The organism is Capnocytophaga gingivalis ATCC 33624, from assembly GCF_000174755.1.
GTDB classification, from domain to species: domain Bacteria; phylum Bacteroidota; class Bacteroidia; order Flavobacteriales; family Flavobacteriaceae; genus Capnocytophaga; species Capnocytophaga gingivalis.
Genome location: NZ_ACLQ01000003.1, coordinates 75,132 through 96,779 on the forward strand (window position 1 = coordinate 75,132; position 21,648 = coordinate 96,779).

The following is a 21,648-nucleotide window of genomic DNA, read 5'->3' on the forward strand; positions in this document are numbered from 1 at the left end:
GACTAAAATTCTTGTAGTGTTACCTCATTTTTGACCTGTTTGGCCAAAGCCTTGTCTATCTCCAGAGAGAAATCACTTAGAACATTCATATAGTTGATATAAGCATCGTAAGGAGATGCATAAGGAGATACTTTCTTAAGACGTTGTTCCAAGGATATTATCTTAGTACTCATATAGTTAAAGTGATTACTACATTGCAATCGGCTATAGGTACGATGCAAGGCTTCATCTGGAATATTTTCCACCTTAGGACTTAGAGCAAAGAGTTCCTCGAAAGCATTCTCTTGTAGTTCATTCCCCAGCCATGAGGTAATATCGCGCTCTTCATCTGTCCAAGAGATAGGATTGGGTACATAGATAGCCTCCTTAGCGGGAAAAGTTTCCGCCACCTGCGAAGGGGTAAGGAAAGCATACTGCTCCTCGTCCAAGATATATTGTGGTAAGTAGCGTAAGAAATCAAAAATACCCGAAGAAGCCAAATTATACTTACCGAAAGCCTGATAGCGGAAGAAAAGATTTACCACATCCCCCTCCTGAAGGCTGGCCTTTAGCCAACGAGCATATTTTTCTGCGGTCAAAGGATATTCATCCCAATCCCTTGAGGAAAAGCGCAAAGAAATATCATCGCTGAGTTTAGCATTTTTGAGCAATATCTTTACCTTGTCATTATTGGGGTGATGGTGCACGAAGTTAGGATTGCGCCAGCCCAAAATATGCTTAGCCCCTTCGGTGAGTATGGTATGGAACCCCAAGCGAGCAATACGTTCCCCTATACTATCGGAATAGATTAGGGACGTATTGCGGAAGGCTGTAGGGGCATGACCGAAAAGTTTCTCTATTCGCTGAGCGTGCCGGCGAACGTCCTTTTCGAATTCTGTGGTAGTATTGGAAAGAGAGGAAAGCGAATGTGCATAAGGCTCACAGAGAAACTCCACACAGCCTGTTTTGGCCAAAGCCTCAAAACTACGAATCACCTCTGGAGCGTGCAATTCTAAGAGTTCAATAGCACTTCCCGATAGGGAAAAAGCTACCCTAAAGCGTCCTTTGTATTGAGCAATAAGCTCCAATAAGAGATTATTGGCAGGGAGATAACACTCACGAGCCAACTGCTCTATCTCTGTACGATTTAAGTAATAATCAAAATAATCATGTTGTTTGCCTATATCAAAAAAATGATACTGGCGAAGCTGTTCAGGGTGATGAACTTCAAAATAGAAACATATCGCTTTCATGGTTGTCTTTCTTTGGTAACAAATATACGTTTTTTTTCTCAATTATACTAACTTTGTAGCTCTTTTTTTTAAGCTATCATTGTCTGATAAATGCTTTTTAACTTACCAGCAGCCCCCTCCCACTTGAGAGCATTGACCTCTGTAAGTCCTTCCTTTTGGAGCGATTGGGCGAGTTTTGGATAGGCCAGTACTCCATAGATAGCGTCGGCCAAGGCATCGACATCCCAATAATCGACCTTGATAGCGTGTTGCAATACCTCCGATACTCCTGATTGCTTAGAAATAATCGTAGGCACGCCTATTCGCATAGCCTCCAGCGGTGAGATACCAAAGGGTTCGGATACCGAGGGCATCACATATACATCACTATAGCGGAACATCCGTTGCACATCTGTTCCTCTTAGAAATCCTGTAAAATGAAAATGTCCACCGAGCTTAAGCTGTGCCACTCGCCTTACCGAAGGGGTCATTTTGTCCCCATTGCCAGCCATGACAAAATGTACATTGGGCAAGCGCTTGTGTACTTTTGCAGCAGCCTCTATAAAGTATTCTGGTCCTTTCTGCAAGGTGATACGCCCTAAGAAGGTAACAATCTTTTCATTGAGCGCACGAGGAGGAAGGTCTAACTGCTCATCGGAGAAATCCACTGCATTGTGTACCGTACTTACTTTTTCGGGAGCTACTCCATACTTCTCTATCACTATAGCTCGTGTCCAATCACTTACAGTGATCACATGATCCGCCTGGTGCATGCCGCTTTTTTCTATCTCATATACGATAGAATTGCGGTTGTACTCCCCTCCCCTATCATATTCGGTAGCATGTACATGCACTACCAAGGGCTTACCACTGATACGCTTGGCCAAGATCCCCGCCTGATAGGTCAGCCAATCGTGAGCATGAATAATATCAAAATCGTATTTGCTCGCTATAGTTCCTGCTACCAAGGCATAGCGATACACTTCTTCCAAGAGGTTTTCTCCGTATTTTCCAGAGAAATTATAAAGGCGCTTATTGTGATACTCTTGTGTCTGTATTTTGGTACGTTCTTCCTCCCAATAGGAAGCAAAAACTTCTGGAGAGAGATAGGGACGCAGTGTGGAACCTATTTCCATGAACTTAATATGCTCTGCATAGTCCTGGGAAAGGGAATAATCCTCAAGCATCTCTTCCTCACTGGCATTGATAATGCGAGCCGCTTGAGCGTCTTCGTCTCCAGAGGCCTTGGGCATCACAAAGAGAACCTCTACCTCATTCTTGGCCAATCCCTTGGTAAGACCAAGGCATGCGGTACCTAAGCCACCGCTTATATGGGGAGGAAACTCCCATCCGAACATGAGTACTTTTATCTTCTTCATATAATGATTGTTTTTGGGTTTACCTTTATTTTATATTTTCTTTGTATTTCCTTCTCTATAGCACTGGATAAGGTAGATACTACGGATAATCTCGGCTGTATTTCTCGCCTGTGAGATACATCCATGACCTACATAAGGAGGATTTCCATCATAGAATTCTGATATAAGTCCTATACCATAGTTCTGTATATCCTGATCGACATGGCTTAGGAGCTGTTCTGCCTCTGCTACAAAATCTTTTCCATAGAGCTTCAGGGCACTTTCTATATAGAAGCTCAATAACCATGTATGAGTACCCCCCTGGTAGATAGCCTCTTCTTGTTCTCGCATACTCCCCTCACAGCATCCTCTGTAGCGCTTGTCATCAGGAGCCAATGTACGCAGTCCGCGGTCATTAAGCAGTTTGTCTTCAACTAAGTCAATAATATCTTTCTTTTGGCTTTCTTTCAGTGGGCTATAATCCAGCGCACAAGCAATGATCTGATTAGGTCTGACGGAGAGATCCTGTACGCCCTCATCCTGCCAATCGGCCAAGTACCTCTTGTGTTCATTCCAGAAAGTCTGTACGAACTCTTGAGCTATCTGGGCAGGATACGCTTCCCATTGGGCTACAAAATCCCTATCATCTGCTTCTTGAGCCAAAGTTAGGGCATAGGATACGGCATTGTACCATAGAGCATTCACCTCTACTATATACCCATGTCGCTCTACAAGAGGTTCCCCTTGTATGGTGCCATTCATCCAGGTAAGGGGGCGGTGATAGCGCTGGGCATAGATGAGCTTATTCTCAGTCATGTGTACTTGTGGGAAAGTACGTCCATCTCTATAAGCCTCAAGTACCGAAGATAGAGTATGTTTGTAGCGTTCCCAGAGCATTTTAGGAGGTATCTTTGCCCAGTGCTCATACTGCTGGAGTGTCCAGAAGAACCATAAGGAAGTATCCGCATTGTATTCATTTGGTGCATGGCTGCTGATCAGGCGAGGGAAAAGTCCTCCCTTCTGGTATTGCTGCATGGAGGAGAGCACCTGCTCAAAGAGCCCCGTATTGCCTGAAGCAATAGCAATCCCCGGAAGAGAGATAAAAGTATTACGCCCATAAGAGAGATGCCATGGATAACCTGCCTTGATACGTGTTTCGGTAAGTTTTTCTATCACAAACTGGTTGGCAGCATACTTCAAGCAGTTCTCGAAACTATCCCGAGGCGCCCTCTGCTGGGCTGCCTTTGAGAAATTCATAGGCAAAGAAGCAACCTCTTCCTCCTTAGTCGATGCTGAGAAGACAACGGGTATTTCCTTATGCAGGGTGAGCTCCATATACCCTGGCACCAAGAGATCTTCCTGATAATCTCCTCCACGAGCCTTGTCCTTGCTATACTGGATATGCTTATACCAATGGGGGTCATGCAGGTAAGTATGCTCGCCACTAAGCTGCATATAGAGGGTAGGAAATCCCTCATAGAGCCTTGTGGCAATTCCCTGTGACACATATTCATAATCGGTACAAGCCACCGTATTCTCTACCGATAGCGCATGAATATCACGAAAAGCCAAGAAAGGTTTCAGTCGCAACTGTACAGCGTCGGCTCCTCCCAAAAGTGTATAGCGGATAAGCACTTGAGGTTGCCCATGAAGCATCATAATATCCTTGCGTAGACTTATCCCTGCCACTTGATAGGTGATAGAATAATACTTATTGAGCTCGGAGGAGACAATATACTTATGCCCCTTAGGAAAGAAAGTATCGGGGTATTCATGGATAGCAAAATTAAACTCCATGTCATTGACCACGACAGTCTCATCCAACGAGGAGAGCAAGAGATGGTTACGCCCTTTGAAGGCATCAATCGGCACTACCAAGAGCCCATGGTAACGACTGGTATTGCAAAAATTGAGAGTGGTGGACAGATACCCTCCTTCTCGGTTAGTGCCGAGAAACTCTCTCTGTAAGGCAAATTCTAAATTTACCAAATCACGCTGTTTGAAACTTAAAGCCATTAGATTAATGATTAATGGTTAATTATCGATTGTTAATGAATATACCCTATGGAAGGACGAATTGTTCGCCTTATAAGAGTAAATTGTATCCTAATACTTTGTGCTCGTACGAACTTGTAGCTTGTGCCTAATTTTTTATTCCATCTTGCTCCAGTCATAGACCCCATTGATAAAGCCTCTTTTTATGGCATCATCTTCGTAATAGCCCATCATCAAGTATTTCTCCCCTTGGGTAAGCTCCCACCAGCCACCTGCATTCATACTATAGAAATAAGGTTCATCCTTATAGATAAGCACCCCTTCAACCACACAAGGAAAGACACCAAACATATCATGCAATTCACGAAAATCTATCACTTTAGAATGCTTCATTACATACTTTATAGTCTTTTCAGGGACAGACCAACCTCTGCATTCCTTGTAATCCCCTGAAGACTGCTCATAAGGGGCACTTTTCTTGGTAAGCAGCAACAATTGATCATCCTTGAGCTGTTTTCTTCGCTTAGTATTAGTTAGAATATCAAATAATTCACCCTTGTTAGAGGATTTTCCTGCTACTTTCTTGGGGTAAAGCACTACAGAGTCATTCTGATACAACTGAAAATTATTAGTAACAATAATTTCTTTAGTATACTTTGTCTTATATAAGAAATGAATGATGTAATCTTTCCCATAGGAGCCATTATGATAGTATTCTTCTTTCACCAATTTCCCATCCTTATAATAATACCAAGTCCCTACACTCATTCCTGTATTGATATCCTCACTTGCTGCGGTACCTTGGCATCCTCTGAATATGATATTCCCTTTGGGATCATAAAGAATATGTAGAGCATTACACTTTACCGTATCTATATCATAGATGATACTGTCTTTTTGGGTAAAATAGTAGATTTTTTCACTTATTTGTCCATTATCATGATACCAATACTCCATAAAGGGATCGGTATATTCTGTGTTTTTCCTATAGAAAATGATACCTCTTATATTCCCATGAGTATCAAAATAAGAATGATATTCCCTACAATAGAATGTGTCTTTTTCACGAACGAAAAGGCTATCCTTGTGCAAATAGTACTTTTTCCCTTCTTTAACCCTCTCATACATATGATGAGCATCAAAAGAGACAATACTGTCATAGCGTGAATCTTTTAAAGAATCTTGCACGGAAGCAGCCATAGTCCTTCCTTGCTTGGAAGAAATATTCTTACAAGAGGTAAAACACACCAATAGGATAAAAATACAATACTGAATTTTCATTTTTTACTATTCTCTCTTTAGTACCAACCCTATACGGGGTGGGATATATAGGGAAATAAGGTTCTGATGGTTTATATATTGTGTAAAATGTTCCGTTTGCTCATTGATAAGCCCTTGCCCACCAAAGGCAGGATTATCCGTATTAAGTACATAGGTATATTTGCCTGCATAAATAGGAAAAGTATAGTTCACAAAAGCCTCTGTGGGGTTAAAGCTAAAGACAAACAAATAGCCTCCCCTACTGAAAACCAAAATCTGCTTTTCTATATCCTGTACCTGTACCTGAGGAGTCTCTTCCAGAAGAGAGCTTTCCTTAACAAAATGAATCATGGCCTTATCAAAAGCATTGAGATACTTGAACTTCAGATTAGGATCATCCACGAGGCTCCACTGTCTACGCGCATGAGCATAACTATCACAGTTTCCCATACGGGGAAAATCTATCCACTCAGGATGTCCCCACTCATTACCCATAAAGTTGAGATACCCTCCTCCTGAGGTAGTGATAGTCACCAGGCGTATCACCTTGTGTAGGGCTATGGCACGATCTATGATAAGACTTTGTTCAAAAACACTCATCCCTGTATAGATTTCCTTGTCTGTAAGGCGAAAGAAAATAGTCTTATCCCCTACAAGCGCTTGGTCATGGCTCTCGGCATAGCTGATGGTCTTTTCTTCCTGCCGCTTGTTGGTCAGTTCATAATAAATATCCCCCACATGCCACTTATAGTCTGGCACTTCCTTGATAAGCTTGATCCAATAATCAGGAATCCCCATACTGAGCTTATAGTCAAAGCCCATGCCTCCTTCTTGGATAGGTGCAGCTACCCCTGGCATACCACTCATCTCCTCAGCGATGGTCAAGGCAGAGCCATATACCTGATGGATAAGCTGATTAGCCAGCGCCAGATAGGAATAAGCATCGTTGTCTTCATTACCATCAAAGTATAGACTATAGTCTGTAAAGGCCTTTCCCAAGCCATGATCATAATAGAGCATACTGGTGACCCCATCAAAACGGAAACCATCAAAGTGATATTCCTCAAGCCAGAATTTGCAATTGGAGAGTAAGAAATGTACTACCGAGAGCTTGCCATAGTCAAAGCAGCGAGAATCCCAAGCAGGATGCTTGCCACGACTTCCTTTATGAAAATATTGGTATTCGGTACCATCAAAAAGACTCAACCCCTCAGCTTCATTGCTCACCGAGTGAGAATGAACCAGATCCAAGATAACCCTAATTCCCAAGCCATGTGCAGCATCGATGAGTTCCTTGAGCTCCTCAGGAGTCCCAAAGCGTGAGCTTACTGCGAAAAAGTTGGATACCTGATAGCCAAAAGAGCCATAATAAGGATGTTCCTGTATGGCCATAAGCTGAAGTACATTGTAACCAAGGTTGGCTATACGAGGGAGTACAAAGAGGCGAAATTCGGTAAAAGTACTCACCTTCTGTTGTTCGGTGGACATACCTATATGTGCCTCATAAATCAGAGGAGGTTCTCCCCCCTTGGGGCGTAAATGTTTCCAAGAATAAGGGTTTTCAGGTTGCCATACTTGAGCTGAAAAAACCTTACTATAAGGATCTTGTACAGCACGCTTAGTATGGGAGGGCAATCGCTCTCCCCCTCCTCCGTACCACTCAACCAAGAGCTTATAGAGCATCCCATGAGAGAGTGTCTCCTTAGGCAAACGCAATTCCCAATTTTCGTCCCCTACTTGGGTGAAGAGGTAGTCCGTATGTTTTTTCCAGTTATTCCCCTCAAAGAGTAGAAAAATAGCTGTTGCATGAGGTGCCCATTCCCTTAGCACCCACTCCTGACCTGTATAGTGCAAGCCGTAGTACAAATACGAATTGCAACTATCGGCCAAACAAGGGGCTGAACCCTGTAATAGTTGTGCTTTTTGCAGGGTCAGCAACTGCCTTTCCAAGAGAATTTTCTTGTAAGGAAGTAATAGAGTATCACCATCATACAGCATATTATGTGTTCTTTAGAATTGAGAGTGTAAAAATAGTAAAAAAAAATGAATTTCACTATTAAAGAAAGTATAAATTTAATGATTAACGATTAATATTCAATAATCCATAATCCCCCTTACGTTCACAAGGAAGGGAATCAGCTCTTCAGAGGGAAGAAGGAAAACAAGGATGGATACTATATTAAGGTATAGTGTAAGATTTTTTTTTAAAAAAGATTGGTCGTTTGATAAAAAAAACGTAACTTAGCACCACTTTTTTAAACAGTATAAAACATTTGTATATGAAAGAGTTTAGAACAGAATCTGACTTATTGGGAGAGTTACAAGTTCCCAAAGAAGCGTACTATGGCGTACAGACACAGCGCGCCTTAGAGAATTTCCACATTTCAACAAGCAAAATGAATGATTATCCTGAGTTCATCCGTGCTTTTGCTTTTGTAAAATTGGCAGCAGCTCAGGCCAATGCTGCCCTTGGTGTAATCCCTAAAGAAATAGGTGCCGCCATAGAAAAAGCAGCTCATGAGATCATTGATGGTAAGTTCCATGACCAATTCCCTGTAGACATGTTCCAAGGAGGAGCTGGTACTTCTGTGAACATGAATACTAACGAGGTAATCGCTAACCGTGCTTTGGAAATTCTTGGCTTCGAAAAAGGAGACTATGTACACTGCTACCCCAATGACCATGTAAATGGTTCTCAATCTACCAATGATTCCTACCCTACTGCTATCAAGCTTGCAGTATTCAATATGAATAAAATTTTGGTAAAGCATGTACAGGCACTTGCCGATGCTTTCCGCGCTAAAGGAAAAGAGTTCGCTGATGTGATCAAAATGGGACGTACCCAGCTGCAAGATGCTGTGCCTATGACTCTTGGACAAGAGTTCGAGTCCTATGCAGTGAGCATGGAAGCCGAAATCGCTACCTTGAACAAGACAGCAAATTCATTACTCGAAATCAATATGGGAGGTACTGCTATTGGTACCGGTCTGAATGCCCCTCATGGTTATGCTAAGCTATGTACTGAGAACTTAGCCAAAGCCACTGGAGAGGCATTTGTACTTTCTCACGACTTGGTAGAAGCAACTCCTGATACCAGCGCTTATGTATTCTACTCTTCAGCATTGAAGAAATTCGCTGTAAAACTTTCTAAGATATGTAATGACTTACGTCTCTTAGCTTCTGGTCCTCGTGCTGGACTTAGCGAAATCAACCTCCCTCCTATGCAACCTGGTTCCTCTATCATGCCTGGTAAGGTAAACCCTGTAATCCCTGAGGTAGTGAACCAAGTATGTTTCAAGGTAATTGGTAATGACCTTACTGTAACTTTCGCTGCTGAGGCTGGACAATTGGAACTTAACGTAATGGAACCTGTAATCTGCCAAGCTATTATGGAATCCATCGTTCTCTTCCAAAATGCTGTAGATACCCTTAAGGACAAATGTGTAGTAGGTATCACTGCCAACCGTGAGGTATGTCTCAACATGGTAAAAAATAGTATTGGTATCGTAACCGCTCTTAACCCTCATATAGGATATAAGAACAGTACTAAGATTGCTAAAGAAGCCCTACAGACAGGCAAAGCTGTATATGACTTGGTACTCGACCACGGATTGCTCTCCAAAGAAAAATTGGATGAAATCCTTGATCCTAAGAACATGATTGTGGCTAAATAGTTTGTGAATACATCAATCTGAGAAAAAAGAGGTTGCCTTTCAGGCAGCCTCTTTTTGATATCTTTCCTTTCGGTTTAGACTATATCTCACAGGATAACTTTTGCCTGCCAGATATTAGCAGATTTAAATAAAAATGATTAACTTTGCCTCCGGAAAAGACAGGTATGGAAGAAGCAATCATAGCTGCAGGATGTTTTTGGTGTACAGAAGCTATCTTCAAGCGGCTCATAGGAGTGACACAAGTAGAAGTAGGATTCACTGGGGGCAGTCTCCCTGAGCCTACCTATAAGCAGGTATGCCATGGACAGACAGGGCATGCCGAAGCTATTCGTATCACCTACGACCCTAAAAAGATCAGCTACTGGGATATCTTGGAGGTCTTCTGGAGGGCACATGACCCCACTACCCGCAACCGACAAGGAGAGGATATAGGAGAACAATATCGCTCAGCTATTTTCTACCTCAACCCCGAACAGCAACAGATAGCCCTCAAGAGCAAGGAACTTATAGAACAGTCTGGAATCTTTAGTGATCCTATAGTCACCGAAATCCTACCCGCAACTATCTTCTACCCTGCCAAGGAGGAGTATCATCAGAACTATTACGAAAACAATACAGACAGAGGTTATTGTATTTTTTCTATCGCACCTAAGATCAATAAAATACACAACCTTTTTGAAGAAAAAATAAAACCCGAATACCAAAATTTAGAAAATGAAAACAGAACTCAAGAAACTCTATGAGGGAGATATTCCTACAGTAACTATGCTTGTTGGAGCCTTAGAAGAAGTTGGTATCACCCCTATTGTAAAAGACCCTATGGCTTCAGCTGCTATTGCTGGTTATGGTGCCTTAGGCGGAGACCAACAGGTATATGTATTCCAAGATCAATGGGAGAAAGCCAGCGAGATTCTCAGCGAACTTAACCTTAGCCAAGAATGATCAAACTCATTATTTCCGATATGGATGGGACACTCCTGAATAGCAATCACGAGTTGCCCCAAGACTTCATGCATGTATTCGAAACCCTCCAAGAGAGAGGCATCTACTTCTGTGTAGCCAGTGGAAGGCAGTACCTAAGCCTGCTTTCCTTCTTTGCTCCTATCAAAGACAAAATGGCTTTCATCTCAGAAAATGGAGCTTTTGTCAGTATTAACGGGAAAGAGGTATACCAAAATGCCATCAGCCCCTACCATATCCAGCAAGTAGTGGCCCGTTACAAACAATTTTCAGGTATGGCTATAGGCCTATGCGGCAAGAAAGCGACCTATCTACTCCCTACCACCCCCTATGCCGAGGAGCAGGTAAATATATACCACCATACTGTAGAGAAGGTAACAGACCTCTCCCAGATTGATGATACCATCTCTCAAATCACTATCCTTGACCCTATAGGAGCCAGAGAACACTCTTTTCCTGCCTTTTCTTCCCTTTCACAAGAAGGGCTTAAGATCACTATTTCAGGAGCTTACTGGATTGATATTACCAATGAAGGAGTAAACAAAGGTGTAGCCGTAACCGCCCTACAAGAATTTTTAGGAATTTCTCCCGAAGAAACGATGGCTTTCGGAGACTATCTTAATGATTTAGAGCTACTTAAAAGAGCTTCCTACAGCTATGCTATGAAGAATGCTCAAGAAGAAGTAAAACAAGTAGCCTTCTATGAAACTAAGGATGACAACAACCATAACGGGGTGTTAAAAACTATTTGTGAGGTGTTAAAAATACCCTTATCTTCTTAAAAGAATGATTCTAAATTCCTCTGTAGGGTAATTGTTTTTATTAATATATTGCATTTTCCAAACAAAATTAAGGGATTAACTAAACTTTAATGAGAGATATTGACTTATCCGTAAAGAAGACGTACTTTTGCCCCGTGAAATTTCAAGCACTCTCCTTCACCTTTTTTTAGGAATGATAGAGGGGTCAGCCTTGAAGAAAAAATAAAAAATGCATATTACTCAAAAGACAAATTACCTTACCATGGCTCATGACCTATTTATTTCAGCATGGATCACAGCCATTATTACCATTCTTCTAACTCCTTCCTTAGGCAAAAGAAGTGACCTTCATAACACCCTAAGAGTAGATACTCCTAAAGAAGTAGGTGTATATGGTTATACAACCAACACGGATACTTCTCTCCCCTCCCCTCGCTTGGTATCACTACAGCATTACAATGATTTCATTAGTTTCAAGGAAAAAATGGGATACCGCGAATCTCGTAACAACTATTTTATTACCAACCCTTATGGGCATATAGGAAAATACCAGTTTGGCAAGTCTGCCTTAAAATTCTTTGGTGTTTCCAGATCAGATTTTCTCAATAACCCCTCCCTACAAGAAAATGTTTTCTATACAAGTCTTGCACACAACAAGTGGAAGCTACAGCATGAAATTGATACCTTTGCAGGAAAGCACTTTGCAGGAGTATATGTAACCGAATCAGGTATCTTGGCTGCTGCCCACCTTTTGGGAGCCAATAGTGTCAAATCCTTTTTCAAATCCAAAGGCAAAAATGTATTAGTCGATGCCAATGGTACTACTATTACCAACTATATGAAGAGCTTTCAGAACTTTGACCTATCCTGTGTGAAAGCCAGCAAGTATGACGGAAGTAAGATTAATGGTTAGTTGGCAGAGCCCCTATTCATAGCAAAGATACTACAATCATAAAAATCAAAAACTTATATAACAAAAGCCGATAATGATTTTATTATCGGCCTTTTCTCGTTTGCAAAATATTCTTTACAGTATTTTATATAAATACATGAATATCAATTTATTATAACTTTTTTAAATGCCTATGAAAAATATTTTAAAAAATATTTGGTTTATAAAATAAACTTATTTATCTTTGCATCGTATTTAAAACCTTTTAATCTATATCATCATGGAACTACAACCTGTCGATAGCTTGAAGATTATTCAAGATATCATCCGTCAAAGAAAACAAAAGTATGAAGAAAACGGCTTCTTCCTTATCTTTTGGAGTGTACTGATTGCCCTTTCAGGGATTGTACAATTTGTAATGCTCGCCACAGATTACTATCCGAAATACTCTTGGATAGGCTGGGGTGTACTGATGCCTTTGGGATTTTTCATCTCATTCTTTAGCAAAATGAGAGAGGGCATAAGAAACCGAAAAGAACAAAAGAGTACCGACCCTCTCGACTGGCTTTGGTTGGTGGCTGGACTGGGAGCTATCTCCTGTTTCTGCTTGCCTTATAGCAATTGGAAGAATTATGAGATTGCCCTATTGGTGATTTACTTACCTTTCTCCTTTGTCTCCTTGGCTATTGCCTTGCACCTGAGAATCTCCCTATGGATTGTGACTTCTATCATAGGAATCATACTTACCTATAGTGTGTTATTCTTACATTATGGTATTGCTCTACCTCTACTTTGTGCTATATTGGCCTGTCTATTATTCCTCACTCCAGGGATTCAGTTTTATTCTAATTATAAAAAACAGAAGAATGTTCAGTGATTTAGATCCTATCTTACATTCTCAGTTAAGATTAGCCATAGTTTCCCTGCTTATAGCCGAGGAAAAAGCTGATTTTGCTCGAATCAAGAAGATCACCAAGGCCACTTCTGGGAATATATCTGTACAGATACAGAAACTTGAAGCTGTGGGGTATATCTCTGTTACCAAATCATTCAAGGATAATTACCCCAATACCGAAATCTCACTGACTCACAAGGGATTGCTCGCCTTCGAGAGTTATGTGGAAGCTTTGAAAAGCTATATTGTGGTCAATCGTTAGTCCTTAGTGGTTAGCCTCTATCTGTAGGAGGCTAACCACTAACTTTTTAAAAAAATAATTAAATCCTTCCTTTCTAACAATTATTTTTTGTACATTTGCTGTTTTAAAATTACACACTTCATGTCATTACAAGAGATTCTCTTAGAAAACACTATAAAAGGGATCTCCTCGCTCTATGGAATTGCTATGGAGAATGTAGAGATTCAGCAGACCCGCAAGGAATTTGAAGGGGACTACACCCTTGTCCTCTTTCCGCTACTAAAGCATATCAAAGCCAATCCTCAGGAAATAGGCGAAAAGTTAGGCGATTACCTAAGCTCTCATGCACTTTGGGAAGGGCAACCGATAGTCAGTGGCTACAATGTAGTCAAGGGCTTTCTGAACCTTTCGATCTGTGAGAATTATTTTTTACACTTCCTCCACCAGATAGCCCCAGAGAAGGACTATGGCAAAAAGCCTATAACCAAAGATTCCCCAGCAGTGATTGTGGAATATTCGTCCCCCAATACGAACAAGCCCCTACACTTAGGACATATCCGTAACAATCTCTTAGGCTTCTCCATGGCCAAAATCATAGAAGCTACTGGGAAAAAAGTCTACAAAACACAGATTATCAATGACCGAGGGATTCATATCTGTAAGTCTATGATTGCTTGGCAACTCTTTGGCAAAGGGGAAACTCCTGAGAGTACTGGAGAGAAAGGAGATAAGCTCGTCGGAAAGTATTATGTGCTTTTTGATAAGGCTTACAAAGAAGAAATCGCTGGGCTCATCTCTGCAGGAAAAACAAAGGAAGAAGCCGAACGTGAAGCCCCTATCTTTCTAAAAGCACAAGAGATGCTCCGCTTATGGGAACAAGGAGACCCTGAAACCTTAGCACTCTGGAGACAGATGAACCAGTGGGTATACGATGGCTTTGAGGTTACCTACCACAACTTAGGAGTGAGTTTTGACCGCAACTATTATGAGAGTGAAACTTACCTACTGGGCAAGGATATTGTTCAGAGAGGTTTGGACGAAGGAGTATTCTACCGCAAAGAAGATGGATCCGTATGGATAGACCTCACCGCTGAGGGGTTGGACGAAAAACTCGTTCTCCGTTCGGATGGTACTTCTGTGTATATCACCCAAGACCTTGGTACAGCTACCAAGCGTATCGAGGAGGATTTTCCTAAAGTAGAAGGCATGATCTATACGGTGGGCAATGAACAAGATTACCACTTCAAGGTACTCTTCCTTATCCTACAGAAATTGGGCTATACTTGGGCTAAGAATCTCTATCACCTAAGCTATGGTATGGTGGAGCTGCCTAATGGGAAAATGAAAAGCCGTGAGGGTACCGTGGTAGATGCCGATGACCTGATGGAGGAAATGGTACAAGTAGCCCAAGAACTCTCCCAGGAACTGGGTAAGCTCGAGGGGTATAGCGACCAACAAAAGGAACAACTCTATAGGGTGATAGGATTAGGAGCCCTTAAGTACTATATTCTAAAAGTAGACCCTAAGAAAAAAATCGCCTTCAACCCTCAAGAATCTATTGATTTCCAAGGGAACACAGGACCTTTTATCCAGTATACCTATGCAAGGATACAGTCCATACTACGAAGGGCGGAAACTTGTGAACTTCCTAAGAGTGTATCCCTACACCCTAAAGAAAAAGAACTTATCAAGCTATTGAGTCTCTTCCCTGAAGTAGTACAGAATGCGGCTGATACTTACAGCCCTGCCCTAATTGCCAATTATGTATATGACTTAGTGAAAGAATTCAACTCTTTCTACCAGAATGTTTCTATACTTGGAGAAGAAGACACTGACAAACGTTCTCTAAGAGTACACCTCTCTCGCAAGGTGGGAGAAGTCATTGCTATTGGTTTTGACTTATTGGGTATAGAAGTACCTGAAAGAATGTAAGTAAGCTATATAAAAGAAAAACTAAAGGGTATGCTCCTGATTAAGGTAGCATACCCTTTTGCAATAAAATTATAAAACAATAAAAACTATGAAATTCTACTAAAAGCGGAATCCTAAGCGCACTCCTGCATTAGGCTCTATAGCTATGAATCGGCTATTTACAGGACCACTGAAGTTACGACCTATATTCACATAAGGCGCTACGACAAACTTGTCATTGAATACCCAAGCATATCCAGCTCCTACCCCGATGATAAAGGCATCCATCTTAGTTTTTTCATCTACTCCATTTTTATTTTCGGTAAAGGTACCAAAACGAGCCTTAAGGAATGGGTTGATGTAAGCACCCTCTCCATTGACAGAGTTGAAATAATAGTTGTATCCTACCTTGAAACTGGTGGTAGAGAACTTATATTCCTTGCTTCCTGACCATATATGCCAGTAAGAGAATCTGTCCAAGAACATGAGTTCTGCATCTACAGATTGGTTTTCATCTAAGTAATACTCATATCCAAGCTCTATAGAAGGGCGGACAATTACATTGAGGATATTGATCTTCGCCTCATTCTTATACGTTTGCGCAAAAGCCCCTACAGAGAGTAGTGCCATGGCTATAGTAAAAAACATTTTCTTCATAAAGTATCTATTTTTGAATTAAAGTGCAAAAGTACTAATTTTTTTTGAATATCCTAATTTTTATATGCGAAAAATCCATCCTACAGAAAGCATAGTCTCAAAGAAGAAGAAATCATGATGCGCTCTATCACTTTTGCTTTGGGTAGTTCGCACATCATACATATTGAGATATCCCCCACGTAGTTCGCCCACCATCATAAAATGTTTGAAGAGGAATAAGTGTAAGCCTGCTTTGGCATGCATACCTACCCCTGCTACATGGAACTCATCATAGCGCTCACGATTGAGTAGTTTGGTATTAGTCTTAGGATATACCGCTCCGAAACCAAGCCCTTCGGTTAGGTTTACCTGAAATATATCTGTGTTACGAATCCCAAACAAAGAAGAAATATCATCCACACGAGCCCCTTCTACCAATACATAATTGAGCCCATCGGTATGCTCAAAGGTAAGAAAATCCTCAGTGAGCTTCTTCTTCTCATTATTATATACCTTGTCATGAGTGGTACCAGCCCCTACATATCCATTGATATTGACCTCCTGATCTTGTACCATCACATACTTCATGTGATCTACTCCTGCGGAGATTGTCCAGTTGTCCCCCAAGTAGTAGCCAATACGGAAGTTGGTCTGAGGAATGGTCATTCTAAGAGGGTTGATGTAGTCAATATGCCATCCCTTGGGCTTGTCCACAGCCTCTACATTGGAGAGGGTAAAGTCATAGTCATTCCCTTTGAAGGTAATATCAGAGTTGGTATAATACCCACGGTTTCCACCCCAAAAGACAAAGATTTTCCCTTTGTTATGCTGGGTATAGTCCTGTGCATAGGAGGCTATTGTAAAAAACAAAGCCATAAAAAGTCCTATTTTTTTCATGTGTAAATGATTTATAAATTGGGGTGCAAAATTACTATTTTTTATAAAACAGCAAAATAGAAAACAATCTATTTTCGTAAGATTAAAAATTATAACGAAAAATGTTTACCTTTGCAGCTTGTTAAGCACTTAACTTAAAGAAGAACGTGAGAAAGTTATTAAATAATTTTTGGGTATTTGTCGCGCGTCTTGTTTTGCGCAATCGCTATATTTTCCTATCTATTTTCATAGGGATTACTATCTTCTTAGCCCTACAGTGGAAGTATATCCGCATGACCTATTCGGAGGCGAATATGCTCCCAAAGGACAGCCCTATCAGCAAAGAGTATGATAAGTTCCTAAGTATGTTCGGTGAAGAGGGCAACCTGATTGTCATAGGAGTAGAAGCCGACAAGATCACCCAAGCAGGGGGCTTTAACCGCTGGAATATGTTGGCTCATGATTTACAGAAATTCCCACAAGTGGAGGGAGTACTCTCGCTGAATACCATTAAAGAGTTGTACAAGGATACGATCCATGAGCGCTTTGCCACACGTAACTTTTTCCCTCAAGAAGTCTCCACCCAAGGGGAAGTGGACAGCCTTTTCCCAAAACTATTTGACAAAACACCTGTATATGAAGGTCTGTTGTATAACAAAGACCATTCCACCCTGCGAATGGCCGTTTCCTTACGCAAGGATATTGTCAATACAGCTATTCGTAAGGATTTTATTCTCAAGGATCTAAAACCCTTGATAGAAAATTATCAGAAAGACTTAGGGGTTCCTATACATGTATCGGGTATGCCCTATATACGTACCCTAAGCACCGAGATTATCACTGGAGAGATAGGCTTTTTCATCATTGGGGCACTCTTGGCCACCTGCTTGGTGTTGCTCTTTTTCTTCCGTTCGTTTAGAGCGATGTTCATCTCCATGTGTACAGTTCTTATAGGAGTGATGTGGGCTTTTGGTTTCTTAGGTCTTTTCCATTATGAGATTACTATACTCACGGCAGTAATTCCTCCTTTGGTAATCGTTATAGGGGTGCCAAACTGTGTCTTTCTCATCAACCGTTACCAGCAGGAAATACACAAGCATGGGTATAAGGCAATGGCGCTCCAACGTGTCATTACCAAGGTCGGAAATGTCACGCTACTGACGAACCTAACCACGGCCGCAGGTTTTGCTACCTTTATCATCACTGAGAGCAGTATCCTAAAGGAGTTTGGGATTGTCTCCTCTATCAGTATTATGTGCTTATATGTGATTTCCTTGTGTGTGATCCCTATCATATATAGCTTTATGCCCACTCCTAAGCCTCGACATCTCAAGCACCTAACCAAGCAATGGATAGGAGGGCTCTTGGAGGGGATAGAGCGTATTGTCAAGAAGCACCGTTTTGCTACTTTCTCTGTAGCGGTAGCCCTCTTAGTGGCGAGTATTATAGGAATCTATCGTATCCATATCTCAGGAAGTGTCATAGAGGATATGCCCAAGGGAGAGACTTTCTATGATGATATTCTCTTCTTTGAAAAAGAGTTTGGCGGCATTATGCCCTTAGAAATCACAGTCGATACGGGCAAGAAAAATGGGGTCATGCGCCCCTCTACCCTACAAAGCATGGACAAGCTCGAGGAATATCTGGAGGATATCCCCGAAATATCCCAACCTATCTCAGTAGTAAGGTTAGTGAAATATGCCAGACAAGCTTTCTATAATGGCAATCCTGAATATTTTGCCCTGCCTACGGCTCAGGAACGTGCCTTTGTCCTTGCTTATGTAAAAAACTCAGAGGGAAAGGCCGATATGCTACGTAGTATTGTAGATAGTACGGGACAGGTAGCCCGTATCACGGTTTTCATGAAGGATATAGGTACCGAGAAAATGCATCAGATAGAAGAGGCTATCGCCAAGCAAACAGAAAAATTATTCCCTCAAGAACAATACAAGGTACACCTAACAGGTAAGGCTTATATGTTCACCAAAGGAACTGATTACTTAGTAGGGAACCTCATTCAGTCGTTGCTACTTACTATAGTGATTATCGCCGTGATGATGTTCTATATGTTCCGTTCGTTCAAAATGGTTATTATCTCTCTTATCCCCAATCTATTACCACTACTGGTTACCGCGGGAGTCATGGGATATGCAGGTATCCCACTGAAGCCCTCTACTATATTGGTCTTTGGAATTGCTTTTGGGATTTCCATCGATGATACCATCCATTTTTTGGCCAAGTATCGTCAGGAACTTGTCCTGCATAAGTGGAAGGTGAAGCGCTCGGTATATGCTGCCTTGCAGGAGACAGGGATTAGTATGTTCTATACCTCTATAATATTGCTTTTTGGATTCTCCATCTTTACCCTATCGAGCTTTGGAGGCACAAAAGCTTTAGGAGGGCTTATCTCAACCACTCTATTCTTTGCCATGACCAGCAACCTAATTCTCCTACCGTCATTGCTGATTGCTTTGGAGAAGAGTATCGCCAACAAAAAGACACTTATAGAACCGCATATAGATGTATTGGGAGAAGATGAGGAGGAGTAAAAAGTGAAGAGTAAAAAATAACCTAAGTAAAATAGCTTTACAAATATTTATGAACCCATATATACGTAGTTTTCTCAAATATTTTCTACAAGGCGTTGTCATTATAGGCCCCTTGAGTACGACCGTTTGGATTATTTGGTCTATTTTCTACAGCGTAGACAACCTTGTACCTCATATTTCAGAACGTTTCCCAGGACTTGTCTTTATCCTTGTGCTGGGGGGTACCACCTTAATCGGTTACTTAGGCAATCGTTTTCTTGTAGGAAAACTCTTAGTGGAGGGATTGGACTATCTTTTGGAACACACCCCAGGGGTGAAGTTTATCTACAAGACCATTCGGGATGTGATAGGCTCCTTTGTCGGAGACAAGCAAAAGTTCTCTAACCCAGTATGGGTAAAAGTACAAGAGCAGCCGGATATATGGCGTATAGGCTTCCTTACCCAAGAGGACATGTCTGCCATCGGTCTTAAAGAAATGGTCAGTGTATACCTACCCCATTCCTATGCTATCTCTGGTTGGGTGATTGTTGTCCATCAGGACTATGTAAAACCTGCCGAGGGCTTCACAGCCAAACAAGCTATGGAGTTTGCCGTAAGTGGAGGCACTGTAGGGGCGGTGAGTAATCCGTGAAAAAGTTCCCTCATCGGGGAGCAGAGGGATAAGCCGTAGTCAGCCCTTTATTATAAATAACTCAAAAATTAAAAACTCAAAACTATGAAGATAGGAATCATCGGAGCTATGGAGAGTGAGATACAGCTTCTTAGAGAATATTTAGGCAATCCTGCCCCAACCCACCTCAGGCGTTATGCTTTCTATGAGGGACAGATAGGCAACCACCAAGTGGTAGTACTCCTCTCGGGTATTGGTAAGGTAAGTGCCTCCATAGGGACTGCACTCCTTATAGATCATTTTGCTCCAGAGCTGGTTATCAATACAGGGACTGCTGGAGGTTTACGACACAGCAAGGTCTTCGATATGGTACTGGCTACAGAGGTCAGCTACTACGATGTAGATGTCACAGCCTTTGGTTATGCCATAGGCCAACAAGCCCAGATGCCCCGAAGCTACCTCCCTGCCGAACAATGGTTCTACAAAGTCCAAGAGTTGGTAGCTCGCTATACCTCTCAGCTGCATTGTGCCCCGATAGTCAGTGGAGACTCTTTTGTGAGCAAGAAAGAGACCCGCCAATGGATAGAAACCCACTTCCCCGAGGCTGTAGCTGTAGAGATGGAAGCGGCAGCTATAGCGCAAACCTGCTACCTTATGGACACACCTTTCCTTATCCTACGCGCTGTTTCAGACAATGCAGGCGAAGGAAATACGATCTCCTATGATACTTTCGTAGAAAAAGCCGCAGCACTCTCTGCTAAAATGAATATTGATTTTATAGAACACTTAATATAATACCCTATGTCCTCATGTAGAATTCCCCAAGGATATAACCCCAAGTATGGTATCATGGATACCGAAAGGGCTATCAAGCGCATCAAAGATTTTTTTGAGACAGAGCTATCCAAGGCACTAAACCTTTCCCGTATCTCTGCACCACTTTTTGTAAAGAATTCTACCGGTCTGAATGACAACCTCAATGGAGTAGAGCGCCCTGTTTCTTTCCAAATGAAAGATGCTCCCGAGGATACGATAGAAATTGTCCATTCCTTAGCCAAATGGAAGCGCTTGGCACTCAAGCGCTATGCGATTGGTGTAGGGGAGGGCATCTATACCGATATGAACGCCATTCGCCGTGATGAGACCTTGGACAATACCCATTCCATCTATGTGGATCAGTGGGATTGGGAGAAAATCATTACCAAAGAGCAACGTACCTTAGCTTATTTGGAGGAAACTGTCAGAAAGATATACAAAGTGTTTTTGGCCACTGAGGCGGTCATCACCCTCGAATATCCATTACTAACTCCTTTTTTGCCAAGGGAAATTACCTTTATCACCTCTCAAGAACTTGAACATAAATATCCTAATTTGTCTCCTAACCAGCGGGAACAATGTTTTGCTAAGGAGAAAGGAGCTATCTTCATTATGCAAATAGGAGGTGCACTTCTCTCTGGTGAAAAACATGATGGTCGTGCCCCTGATTATGATGATTGGCAGCTCAATGGCGACCTAATCCTATGGAATCCTGTCTTGGAAAGTGCCTTAGAACTCTCCTCCATGGGGATTCGCGTGGATGAAGTTTCCCTTATGCAACAGCTCAAAGCGACCAACTTAGAAGAGCGCAAACACTTAGACTACCACCAAATGCTCCTACAGGGAGACTTGCCTCTTACCATAGGCGGAGGGATTGGTCAGTCCCGTATCTGTATGTTCTTCCTTCAGAAAGCCCATATAGGCGAGGTACAAGCCTCTATCTGGACAGAGGAAATACTCTCCCTATGTGCAAAGCATCATATTAACCTATTATAAGATATTG

At 41.8% G+C, this 21,648-nt stretch carries 19 protein-coding genes; 12 read left to right on the plus strand and 7 right to left on the minus strand.

Annotation, left to right across the window (positions count from 1 at the left end; all coding sequences use genetic code 11):
- Window positions 1-2: 2 nt before the first annotated feature.
- The 5 genes from CAPGI0001_RS01065 to CAPGI0001_RS01085 form a co-directional block, all read right to left on the minus strand.
- A complete protein-coding gene (locus tag CAPGI0001_RS01065) occupies window positions 3-1,232 on the minus strand; it encodes a glycoside hydrolase family 57 protein (protein ID WP_002665686.1) in 1,230 nt (409 codons plus the stop codon).
- A 68-nt stretch (window positions 1,233-1,300) separates the two neighbouring features.
- Entirely contained in the window at window positions 1,301-2,590 is a 1,290-nt protein-coding gene (locus CAPGI0001_RS01070) for a glycosyltransferase family 4 protein (RefSeq protein WP_002665774.1), read from the minus strand.
- A 30-nt stretch (window positions 2,591-2,620) separates the two neighbouring features.
- The gene (locus tag CAPGI0001_RS01075; protein ID WP_002665683.1) at window positions 2,621-4,585 is read right to left on the minus strand and encodes an amylo-alpha-1,6-glucosidase; all 1,965 of its coding nucleotides are present in this window, start codon (window positions 4,583-4,585) and stop codon (window positions 2,621-2,623) included.
- A 135-nt stretch (window positions 4,586-4,720) separates the two neighbouring features.
- The gene (locus CAPGI0001_RS01080; RefSeq protein ID WP_002665904.1) at window positions 4,721-5,845 is read right to left on the minus strand and encodes a hypothetical protein; all 1,125 of its coding nucleotides are present in this window, start codon (window positions 5,843-5,845) and stop codon (window positions 4,721-4,723) included.
- A gap of 6 nt (window positions 5,846-5,851) precedes the next feature.
- The gene (locus CAPGI0001_RS01085) at window positions 5,852-7,822 is read right to left on the minus strand and encodes an alpha-amylase family glycosyl hydrolase (RefSeq protein ID WP_002665718.1); all 1,971 of its coding nucleotides are present in this window, start codon (window positions 7,820-7,822) and stop codon (window positions 5,852-5,854) included.
- 281 nt (window positions 7,823-8,103) lie between these two features.
- On the opposite strand from CAPGI0001_RS01085, the gene aspA reads away from it, so the two are divergent.
- From aspA to argS, 8 genes are all read left to right on the plus strand, one after another.
- Window positions 8,104-9,498: an aspartate ammonia-lyase gene (gene aspA, locus CAPGI0001_RS01090; protein WP_002665867.1), complete on the plus strand. Its 1,395-nt coding sequence runs from the start codon at window positions 8,104-8,106 to the stop codon at window positions 9,496-9,498.
- Between the two features lie 164 nt (window positions 9,499-9,662).
- Window positions 9,663-10,241 carry a peptide-methionine (S)-S-oxide reductase MsrA gene (gene msrA, locus CAPGI0001_RS01095; RefSeq protein ID WP_002665760.1) on the plus strand — a complete coding sequence of 193 codons (579 nt, stop codon included), beginning with the start codon at window positions 9,663-9,665 and terminating at the stop codon, window positions 10,239-10,241.
- A complete protein-coding gene (locus CAPGI0001_RS01100) occupies window positions 10,213-10,440 on the plus strand; it encodes a putative signal transducing protein (RefSeq protein WP_002665882.1) in 228 nt (75 codons plus the stop codon). Before msrA ends, CAPGI0001_RS01100 begins: the two co-directional genes overlap by 29 nt.
- A complete protein-coding gene (locus CAPGI0001_RS01105; RefSeq protein WP_002665693.1) occupies window positions 10,437-11,240 on the plus strand; it encodes an HAD family hydrolase in 804 nt (267 codons plus the stop codon). Before CAPGI0001_RS01100 ends, CAPGI0001_RS01105 begins: the two co-directional genes overlap by 4 nt.
- A gap of 208 nt (window positions 11,241-11,448) precedes the next feature.
- The gene (locus CAPGI0001_RS01110; protein ID WP_248601280.1) at window positions 11,449-12,132 is read left to right on the plus strand and encodes a peptidoglycan-binding protein LysM; all 684 of its coding nucleotides are present in this window, start codon (window positions 11,449-11,451) and stop codon (window positions 12,130-12,132) included.
- A gap of 259 nt (window positions 12,133-12,391) precedes the next feature.
- Window positions 12,392-12,988 (plus strand): hypothetical protein, encoded by a 597-nt coding sequence (locus CAPGI0001_RS01115; RefSeq protein WP_002665741.1) that lies wholly within the window; start codon window positions 12,392-12,394, stop codon window positions 12,986-12,988.
- Window positions 12,978-13,268 carry a winged helix-turn-helix domain-containing protein gene (locus tag CAPGI0001_RS01120; protein WP_002665665.1) on the plus strand — a complete coding sequence of 97 codons (291 nt, stop codon included), beginning with the start codon at window positions 12,978-12,980 and terminating at the stop codon, window positions 13,266-13,268. The genes CAPGI0001_RS01115 and CAPGI0001_RS01120 overlap by 11 nt, the downstream gene beginning before the upstream one ends.
- Before the next feature lie 120 nt (window positions 13,269-13,388).
- On the plus strand, window positions 13,389-15,179 hold the full coding sequence (gene argS / locus CAPGI0001_RS01125) for an arginine--tRNA ligase (RefSeq protein ID WP_002665919.1): 1,791 nt from the start codon (window positions 13,389-13,391) through the stop codon (window positions 15,177-15,179).
- A 99-nt stretch (window positions 15,180-15,278) separates the two neighbouring features.
- Here the strand turns inward: argS and CAPGI0001_RS01130 are convergent, their stop codons facing one another.
- Together CAPGI0001_RS01130 and CAPGI0001_RS01135 are read right to left on the minus strand one after the other, a co-directional pair.
- Entirely contained in the window at window positions 15,279-15,815 is a 537-nt protein-coding gene (locus tag CAPGI0001_RS01130) for a DUF3575 domain-containing protein (RefSeq protein WP_002665700.1), read from the minus strand.
- 60 nt (window positions 15,816-15,875) lie between these two features.
- The gene (locus CAPGI0001_RS01135) at window positions 15,876-16,691 is read right to left on the minus strand and encodes a hypothetical protein (RefSeq protein WP_002665851.1); all 816 of its coding nucleotides are present in this window, start codon (window positions 16,689-16,691) and stop codon (window positions 15,876-15,878) included.
- Between the two features lie 146 nt (window positions 16,692-16,837).
- Here CAPGI0001_RS01135 and CAPGI0001_RS01140 point away from each other — a divergent pair, with 146 nt between their 5' ends.
- The 4 genes from CAPGI0001_RS01140 to asnA all read left to right on the plus strand — a co-directional run bounded on the left by CAPGI0001_RS01140 (window position 16,838) and on the right by asnA (window position 21,641).
- Entirely contained in the window at window positions 16,838-19,219 is a 2,382-nt protein-coding gene (locus tag CAPGI0001_RS01140) for an efflux RND transporter permease subunit (RefSeq protein WP_002665672.1), read from the plus strand.
- 49 nt (window positions 19,220-19,268) lie between these two features.
- Window positions 19,269-19,850: a DUF502 domain-containing protein gene (locus CAPGI0001_RS01145; RefSeq protein WP_002665823.1), complete on the plus strand. Its 582-nt coding sequence runs from the start codon at window positions 19,269-19,271 to the stop codon at window positions 19,848-19,850.
- Window positions 19,851-19,934: 84 nt separating this feature from the next.
- Window positions 19,935-20,624 (plus strand): 5'-methylthioadenosine/adenosylhomocysteine nucleosidase, encoded by a 690-nt coding sequence (locus CAPGI0001_RS01150; RefSeq protein WP_002665662.1) that lies wholly within the window; start codon window positions 19,935-19,937, stop codon window positions 20,622-20,624.
- 6 nt (window positions 20,625-20,630) lie between these two features.
- Window positions 20,631-21,641 carry an aspartate--ammonia ligase gene (asnA, locus tag CAPGI0001_RS01155; RefSeq protein WP_002665797.1) on the plus strand — a complete coding sequence of 337 codons (1,011 nt, stop codon included), beginning with the start codon at window positions 20,631-20,633 and terminating at the stop codon, window positions 21,639-21,641.
- Window positions 21,642-21,648 lie beyond the last annotated feature (7 nt).

Excerpts from the sequence above, each read along its gene's own strand:
- CAPGI0001_RS01065 (WP_002665686.1), bottom strand. The coding sequence starts at position 1,232 with ATGAAAGCGATATGTTTCTATTTTGAAGTTCATCACCCTGAACAGCTT.
- CAPGI0001_RS01070 (WP_002665774.1), bottom strand. The coding sequence starts at position 2,590 with ATGAAGAAGATAAAAGTACTCATGTTCGGATGGGAGTTTCCTCCCCAT.
- CAPGI0001_RS01075 (WP_002665683.1), bottom strand. The coding sequence starts at position 4,585 with ATGGCTTTAAGTTTCAAACAGCGTGATTTGGTAAATTTAGAATTTGCC.
- CAPGI0001_RS01080 (WP_002665904.1), bottom strand. The coding sequence starts at position 5,845 with ATGAAAATTCAGTATTGTATTTTTATCCTATTGGTGTGTTTTACCTCT.
- CAPGI0001_RS01085 (WP_002665718.1), bottom strand. The coding sequence starts at position 7,822 with ATGCTGTATGATGGTGATACTCTATTACTTCCTTACAAGAAAATTCTC.
- aspA (WP_002665867.1), top strand. The coding sequence starts at position 8,104 with ATGAAAGAGTTTAGAACAGAATCTGACTTATTGGGAGAGTTACAAGTT.
- msrA (WP_002665760.1), top strand. The coding sequence starts at position 9,663 with ATGGAAGAAGCAATCATAGCTGCAGGATGTTTTTGGTGTACAGAAGCT.
- CAPGI0001_RS01100 (WP_002665882.1), top strand. The coding sequence starts at position 10,213 with ATGAAAACAGAACTCAAGAAACTCTATGAGGGAGATATTCCTACAGTA.
- CAPGI0001_RS01105 (WP_002665693.1), top strand. The coding sequence starts at position 10,437 with ATGATCAAACTCATTATTTCCGATATGGATGGGACACTCCTGAATAGC.
- CAPGI0001_RS01110 (WP_248601280.1), top strand. The coding sequence starts at position 11,449 with ATGCATATTACTCAAAAGACAAATTACCTTACCATGGCTCATGACCTA.
- CAPGI0001_RS01115 (WP_002665741.1), top strand. The coding sequence starts at position 12,392 with ATGGAACTACAACCTGTCGATAGCTTGAAGATTATTCAAGATATCATC.
- CAPGI0001_RS01120 (WP_002665665.1), top strand. The coding sequence starts at position 12,978 with ATGTTCAGTGATTTAGATCCTATCTTACATTCTCAGTTAAGATTAGCC.
- argS (WP_002665919.1), top strand. The coding sequence starts at position 13,389 with ATGTCATTACAAGAGATTCTCTTAGAAAACACTATAAAAGGGATCTCC.
- CAPGI0001_RS01130 (WP_002665700.1), bottom strand. The coding sequence starts at position 15,815 with ATGAAGAAAATGTTTTTTACTATAGCCATGGCACTACTCTCTGTAGGG.
- CAPGI0001_RS01135 (WP_002665851.1), bottom strand. The coding sequence starts at position 16,691 with ATGAAAAAAATAGGACTTTTTATGGCTTTGTTTTTTACAATAGCCTCC.
- CAPGI0001_RS01145 (WP_002665823.1), top strand. The coding sequence starts at position 19,269 with ATGAACCCATATATACGTAGTTTTCTCAAATATTTTCTACAAGGCGTT.
- CAPGI0001_RS01150 (WP_002665662.1), top strand. The coding sequence starts at position 19,935 with ATGAAGATAGGAATCATCGGAGCTATGGAGAGTGAGATACAGCTTCTT.
- asnA (WP_002665797.1), top strand. The coding sequence starts at position 20,631 with ATGTCCTCATGTAGAATTCCCCAAGGATATAACCCCAAGTATGGTATC.